Source organism: Nitrospirota bacterium (assembly GCA_016235245.1).
Classification (GTDB): domain Bacteria; phylum Nitrospirota; class Thermodesulfovibrionia; order Thermodesulfovibrionales; family UBA6898; genus UBA6898.
The window spans coordinates 220,670-226,669 of sequence record JACRLO010000010.1; the positions used below are offsets into that span (position 1 = coordinate 220,670).

6 protein-coding genes are annotated in these 6,000 nt (G+C 50.5%); all 6 read left to right on the forward strand.

Going from position 1 to position 6,000, the window contains the following annotated elements:
- Positions 1–31: 31 nt before the first annotated feature.
- Positions 32–238 carry a hypothetical protein gene (locus tag HZB31_05820; protein ID MBI5847458.1) on the forward strand — a complete coding sequence of 69 codons (207 nt, stop codon included), beginning with the start codon at positions 32–34 and terminating at the stop codon, positions 236–238.
- 4 nt (positions 239–242) lie between these two features.
- Positions 243–2,135, forward strand: a complete 1,893-nt coding sequence (locus HZB31_05825) for a methyl-accepting chemotaxis protein (GenBank protein MBI5847459.1) — start codon at positions 243–245, stop codon at positions 2,133–2,135.
- A gap of 80 nt (positions 2,136–2,215) precedes the next feature.
- Positions 2,216–2,584, forward strand: coding sequence for a response regulator (locus tag HZB31_05830; protein MBI5847460.1), 369 nt, complete (start codon positions 2,216–2,218; stop codon positions 2,582–2,584).
- Between the two features lie 25 nt (positions 2,585–2,609).
- A complete protein-coding gene (locus tag HZB31_05835; GenBank protein ID MBI5847461.1) occupies positions 2,610–2,963 on the forward strand; it encodes an STAS domain-containing protein in 354 nt (117 codons plus the stop codon).
- Positions 2,963–5,065, forward strand: coding sequence for a chemotaxis protein CheA (locus HZB31_05840; GenBank protein MBI5847462.1), 2,103 nt, complete (start codon positions 2,963–2,965; stop codon positions 5,063–5,065). Before HZB31_05835 ends, HZB31_05840 begins: the two co-directional genes overlap by 1 nt.
- A gap of 56 nt (positions 5,066–5,121) precedes the next feature.
- On the forward strand, positions 5,122–6,000 hold an 879-nt coding region (locus HZB31_05845; GenBank protein MBI5847463.1), incomplete at its 3' end, for a methyl-accepting chemotaxis protein.

Genomic DNA, 6,000 nt, shown 5'->3' on the forward strand with positions numbered 1-6,000 from the left:
CAATAAAGCAGGCATGCTGAAGGAGGCTTCTATGGCCAGGGCACAATGTTGGGATTTTATGAAATGCGGACGTGACAGGGACAAATCCTGCCCTGCCGTTGTCCAGTCTGCCGGAAGGTCATGCTGGCTTGTTGCAGGCACCCTCTGCGGCGGTGTTGTACAGGGTGACCATGCACAAAAGATTGCCAGCTGCAAGGAATGCAATTTTTATACAAAAGTGAAGGCAGGCGAGATCTGACCCAATGACCCTGATCGGCAGCCTCAGATCACTCTTATTTGCCAAAGGCGATGAAGTGCTTGCGCCTGCAATCGCTTCTGTCTCTGAGGAGATTGGGGCAGAGGCCGAAATCGTGTCGTGCGCCGAAGTCCTTTTAAGTAAGGATAAACTTATCGCAGTTGCTGATGAACTTGAGCTGCTTTCACGCTCAACGGAAAGTGACTTTCTTCTGATCGGCGGCAAATTGAATGATCTTTCGGAAGGCTGTTCCAGAAACTCGGGATTTGCCACATCTATCATTCAGATGGTCGAAGGAGGCGAAGGTTTTAAAATAGGGGCTATGCAGGCACTGTTTAACAAGGCCTTTGAAAATACAGGGTCATGCAGTGGGGCGATCACAACCGGCATCGATGACATGCGTTATCTTGGCGAACGGCTGGGTGAAATTCATGGTCTGAGTGAGTTTCTTGAGGGGCTTTCCAAATCGATCAATGTGATAGGGATTCTGAGCAGAATAGAGACCTCACGCCTCGAAGGGTCTGATTTCAGCAGCATGACCGCTGTTGTTGACGACCTGGCGCTTCAGATCGCAAAGAGCACTACCGAGGTTGCGATATCAGGCTCTGACGTAAAAAAGAGCATATCCCTCATTGTCGGGGATATGACGCTCTGCAGTACCGCATTTGCCCGGGATATCGAACTGGCTACAGCAAGGATGCATTCTATCCTTGATGAGATGGAGTCGATGAAAAACAGGGCTTCATGGGCCTGCAGACGAATAGAAGGACGCTCTGCCCAGATGATACCGGAGATCGGAAAGGTGATTGCGGCCCTGCAGTATCATGATATCTGCAGACAGCAGATGGAGCATGTCTGCAATGCGCTGCGGGAGATAGCCGCACGGTCAGCAGAAGCCTCTCAGAGCCCTGACAGCGCAATCAGGAAGTCTGCGAGGAAATGGCTCTGGGATGTGATCCGGATTCAGATGTCACAGCTCGATAATGTCGTATCCCAGGCAGGTTCAGCAGCTACCGGTATTGCTGTGCATCTGACACGAATTTCGGACCTGGCAGAGGCACAGGCAGAAGACAGCTCCAGCATTTTGGATGAAGAAGCATCAGGCTCTGATGTTATTGAAAAAATCAGGAACGAACTTGAAGAGCTTGCCTTTATTACCGGCAGATGTAAAAAAATGACTCAGGAAATGCTCGATGCAGTAACTGATGCCAGCGACCGCATCGCTCTTATGACCGGTCATATTACGAATATTAAGACGATCAGCGAAAATATCAGTCTTCTTGCGATCAATGCCATCATAAAAGTCGCCAGGACTGGGGAAAAGGGGCGTGCCCTTGAAGTCCTCGCCGACAGGATCCAGCTGCTTGCCAGGGATGCAAAAGATGAAATTGAACGGGGCGCAGGCATAATCGAATCGATTCTCGGAAAGGCTTCTGAATTTAGGGCAAATCTGTCGGGAGTCCTGAATAATCAGCTTGCTGCTGCACAGGCCATTACCGAAGAGTCCTTGAAGGCAGGCAGTGAACTCATGGAAGCAGATAAGGAGCTCCTCGCGTCGATGGCTGAGATTTCGGCGGTAACCAATACGCTTAAGGACGATGTAAAGAGTCTTGTTGAGGGAATACAGTTTAACGAAAGAATGAGATCTGATATCGGCCGCTTTATAACAGGACTCAATGATATTGCAGAGGCCCTGGACCGCGAGGCGGGTGGAACGATCAGGGAAGAATCAGCAGAGCTGCCGCCGGAACTGCTGGAACTTGAGCGTCAATATACCATGGAGAGTGAACGCGAAGTGCATAATGCGATTATGGCTGCAGGACGAACTCCCCAGGATATCAGCAACAATGGCGGGGAATCCTCAGGTGCTGAAGAGGACGATAATATAACCCTTTTCTGATATAGGGGATATGAGCGTAAAAGATCCGGTGCAATGAAGAAACGGGTCATGTATAGAGGGACAGGCAATGGAGGGAGAAGATGGCGAAGAATATTCTGATTGTAGATGACTCTGCTTCGATGCGGCAGTTGGTCTCGTTTGCACTGAAGACTGCCGGGTACGAAGTCACGGCGGCAGTGCACGGCAAGGACGCGATTGATAAGACAAACAACGAGACGAAATATGAGATGGTCATCACGGACCTCAACATGCCGGAAATGGACGGCATTGAACTCATAAAGCAGCTTCGCATGAAGCCGGGCTACAAGTTTACGCCGGTGATCATGCTCACCACAGAGTCTCAGGACTCAAAGAAGCAGGAAGGCAAGGCTGCAGGGGCCACCGGCTGGATCGTAAAGCCCTTCACGCCGGAGCAGCTTGTCGGTGTTGTTAAGAAGCTCGTGAAATAACTGACAGATCAGGAGGGATGCAGATATGGAATACAGGGTTGAACAAAACAATGGCATGGCAGACATAGCGTTCTCCGGAGCCGTTACGATAGAACAGATGCCTGAAATGAAAAAAGTCCTTGCCGATGCGTTACATGATGCCCAGCAGGTCAGGGTTGATTTTTCTCAGGCAGACGATGTCGATCTTGCCTGCCTCCAGACGCTCTGCTCAGCACACCGCACTGCCGGAGGTGTTGACAAGGAACTGAGTATTAATGAAAACCGCTCTGCTGCCTTTATGAAATCGGTTAAAGCTGCCGGTTATGTAAGACACACGGGCTGCAAACTGGGGAAGACAGACACCTGTCTTTGGGTCGAAAAAAATCGGAGCGTGCAGTAATGAGCATCGATCAGGCCAAAGAGACCTATCGCGAGGAGGCAAGCGAACTCCTCTCAGAGCTCGAGACCGCCCTGCTTGACCTGGAGGAGTCGCCCAATGACATGGACCTCATCGGCAGGATCTTCAGGGCCATGCATACCATCAAAGGGTCTGGCGCGATGTTCGGATTTGACGAAATAGCCAGGTTTACCCACGAGGTCGAGACGGTTTACGATCAGGTCAGAAACAGCAAGATCAGCGTGACCAAGGAGCTGATTGATCTTACCCTTGCTGCACGGGACCAGATCCGTACAATGCTTGAAGCCTCATGTGGAGGAGCTCCTGCTGATGTCATAAAATCAGGCCAGATTATTGCCTCACTCAAAGCAATGATGCCGGGTGCATCCCCGGTTCAGAAGGAGGAGGCCAGGGTCTCAATAGCGGAGGCAACAGAAAATGGCTCCCCAATGATCACCTATCGTATCTGCTTTAAACCGTCCGCAAATATCTTCAGGACAGGTGCTGATCCCGTAGCGCTCATTGAGGAACTGAGGCAGTTTGGCGAGCATAAGGTTGTGGCGCATACCACGGATATCCCCTCTCTGGACGAGCTTGATCCTGAAGCCTGTTACACCTCCTGGGATATCATCCTGAGCACTGACCGCGGGAGAGATGCGATCAAGGATGTCTTTATCTTTGTTGAGGATGACGCTGAGATCAGGATCGATGTGATTGACGACGGCGGCCAGTTCGATGAGGAGGGCGGGTACAAGAAGCTTGGCGAAATATTGATAGAAAAAGGTGACCTTACTGCCGAGGACCTGAAAAAGGCGCTTGGTACGCAGAAGCGCATCGGCGAGATGCTGGTGGATTCCGGTGTTGTGGGCCATGCCCAGATCGAAGCTGCGCTCATCGAACAGCAGCATATCAAGGAGATGCGCGAAAAGCGTGAAAAGACAGAGCAGACCTCGAGCATTCGTGTTGCCTCAGATAAGCTCGACAGTCTTGTAAACCTGGTGGGAGAACTGGTCACGGTCCAGGCACGATTGAGCCAAACCGCCTCGGGCAAGAATGAGGCTGAACTGCTTGCCATATCCGAAGAAGTGGAGCGGCTTACCTGGGAGCTTCGCGACCAGACCATGAACATCAGGATGCTGCCGATCGGCACGACCTTCAGTAAATTCAAGCGGCTGGTCAGGGACCTCTCAAAAGACCTTGGCAAGGAGATCGAGTTGACCACGACCGGCGCAGAGACCGAACTGGACAAGACGGTCATCGAAAAACTGAACGATCCGCTGGTGCATCTTATCAGAAATTGCATTGACCACGGCATAGAGCTGCCGGCTGATCGCGAAAAAAATGGCAAACCGCGGGCCGGCAATGTGCATCTGTCGGCAATGCATTCCGGTGCCCAGGTTCTGATCGAAATCGCCGATGACGGCAAAGGACTCGATGCAGAGGCAATCCGGGCCAAGGCAATTGAGAAGGGATTGATATCTCCGGATGCTGAACTGACCGAAAAAGAGCTTTATGCGCTGATCCTTGCCCCCGGCTTTTCGACAGCCAAGACCGTCACAAATGTCTCGGGAAGAGGAGTCGGCATGGATGTGGTGAAGCGTGCTATCGATGAACTGAGGGGAACGATAGATATTACCAGCTGGCAGGGTCAGGGCTCGACCATTACGCTTAAGCTGCCACTTACGCTTGCGATCATCGATGGACTGCTTGTGAGGATCGGCGAGGGGTTTTACGTTATCACCCTTTCATCTGTCGAAGAATGCGTTGAACTTACACAAAAAGATCTGGAAGCTGCACATGGCAGGCATATTGCCAATGTCCGCGGCAAGATCGTGCCGTATATACGGCTCAGAGAGGAGTTCGGCATTAAGGGCAAGAGGCCTGATATCGAGCAGATCGTGATAACCGGAACCGACTCCGGCAGGGTCGGGTTTGTGGTGGACCAGGTTATCGGTGAGCACCAGACTGTCCTTAAATCGCTAGGTAAATTCTATAAGGGCATAGAGGGGATATCCGGGGCAACGATCCTGGGTGACGGAACCGTGGCATTAATCATCGATGTTGCAAAGCTCTTTCACAAGGCTGAGGCGGAAGAGCTGTTATGACGCTATAGAGAAAACCGATTAGGCTGGAGAACGCAATACTATATTTTCAAGGAGAAATGAAGATGCTAAAAAACATGAAGATCGGAATGCGGCTGGGTGGTGGGTTTGGATTACTGTTAGTTCTGATGTTAGTGCTGATTGTGATCGGGATCAGGGGTATGTCTTCGATTGAAGATGATATGGAACGGATTGTGAAGGTTAACGTGGTCAGAATTGATGCGATTGGTGATATGCAGAAAGATATCATGAATATTGGCATCAATGTCAGGAATATTATTGTTAGTGACAACGCTGAAAAGAAGCAGGAATACAGTGGGCGTGTCACCAAGTTCCGGGAGGAATATACCAATGCCTTCAAAAAAATTGAGGAGATGACAACCAAAACGGACACGAAAGCTGTGGAGTTAATTAATAAGCTTAAAGAGTCTATTACGCGCTATCGGGAAATAAACAACAAGATCATCGAGTTTGGTATCGCAAATAAGGATACGGAAGCTGCGCAACTGCTCTCTAAAGAGGGAGGCCCTGCCGAGCGTAACGTATTGAGTGAGATAGAGGAATTACTGAAACATAATTACGAGCGCAACAACATCCGCTATGAAGAAGCTGTTGCTACGTATAAGATGTCAAGAAATACTATGTTTGGAATTGGTGCAGGAGCAATACTGCTCGGTATTTTTACTGCATTATTCCTTACCCGCGGTATCACAAGGCCGCTCAGTGAGGGCGTGGGAGTTATGGAGAGCCTTGCCGCCGGTGATTTACGGGTGGACATTGACGTTAAGAGTAAAGACGAGACGGGTCAGTTGCTTGCAGCGATGAAGGCGATGGTGGAGAAATTGAAGGGCATTGTGGGGGATGTGAAATCCTCGGCAGACAACGTAGCCGCAGGCAGTCAGCAGTTGAGTTCCAGCTCAGAGGAGATGTCCCAGGGA

What these genes read in the sequence shown, in the direction of transcription:
- HZB31_05820 (MBI5847458.1), top strand. Translation starts at nt 32, where the DNA reads ATGGCCAGGGCACAATGTTGGGATTTTATGAAATGCGGACGTGACAGG.
- HZB31_05825 (MBI5847459.1), top strand. Translation starts at nt 243, where the DNA reads ATGACCCTGATCGGCAGCCTCAGATCACTCTTATTTGCCAAAGGCGAT.
- HZB31_05830 (MBI5847460.1), top strand. Translation starts at nt 2,216, where the DNA reads ATGGCGAAGAATATTCTGATTGTAGATGACTCTGCTTCGATGCGGCAG.
- HZB31_05835 (MBI5847461.1), top strand. Translation starts at nt 2,610, where the DNA reads ATGGAATACAGGGTTGAACAAAACAATGGCATGGCAGACATAGCGTTC.
- HZB31_05840 (MBI5847462.1), top strand. Translation starts at nt 2,963, where the DNA reads ATGAGCATCGATCAGGCCAAAGAGACCTATCGCGAGGAGGCAAGCGAA.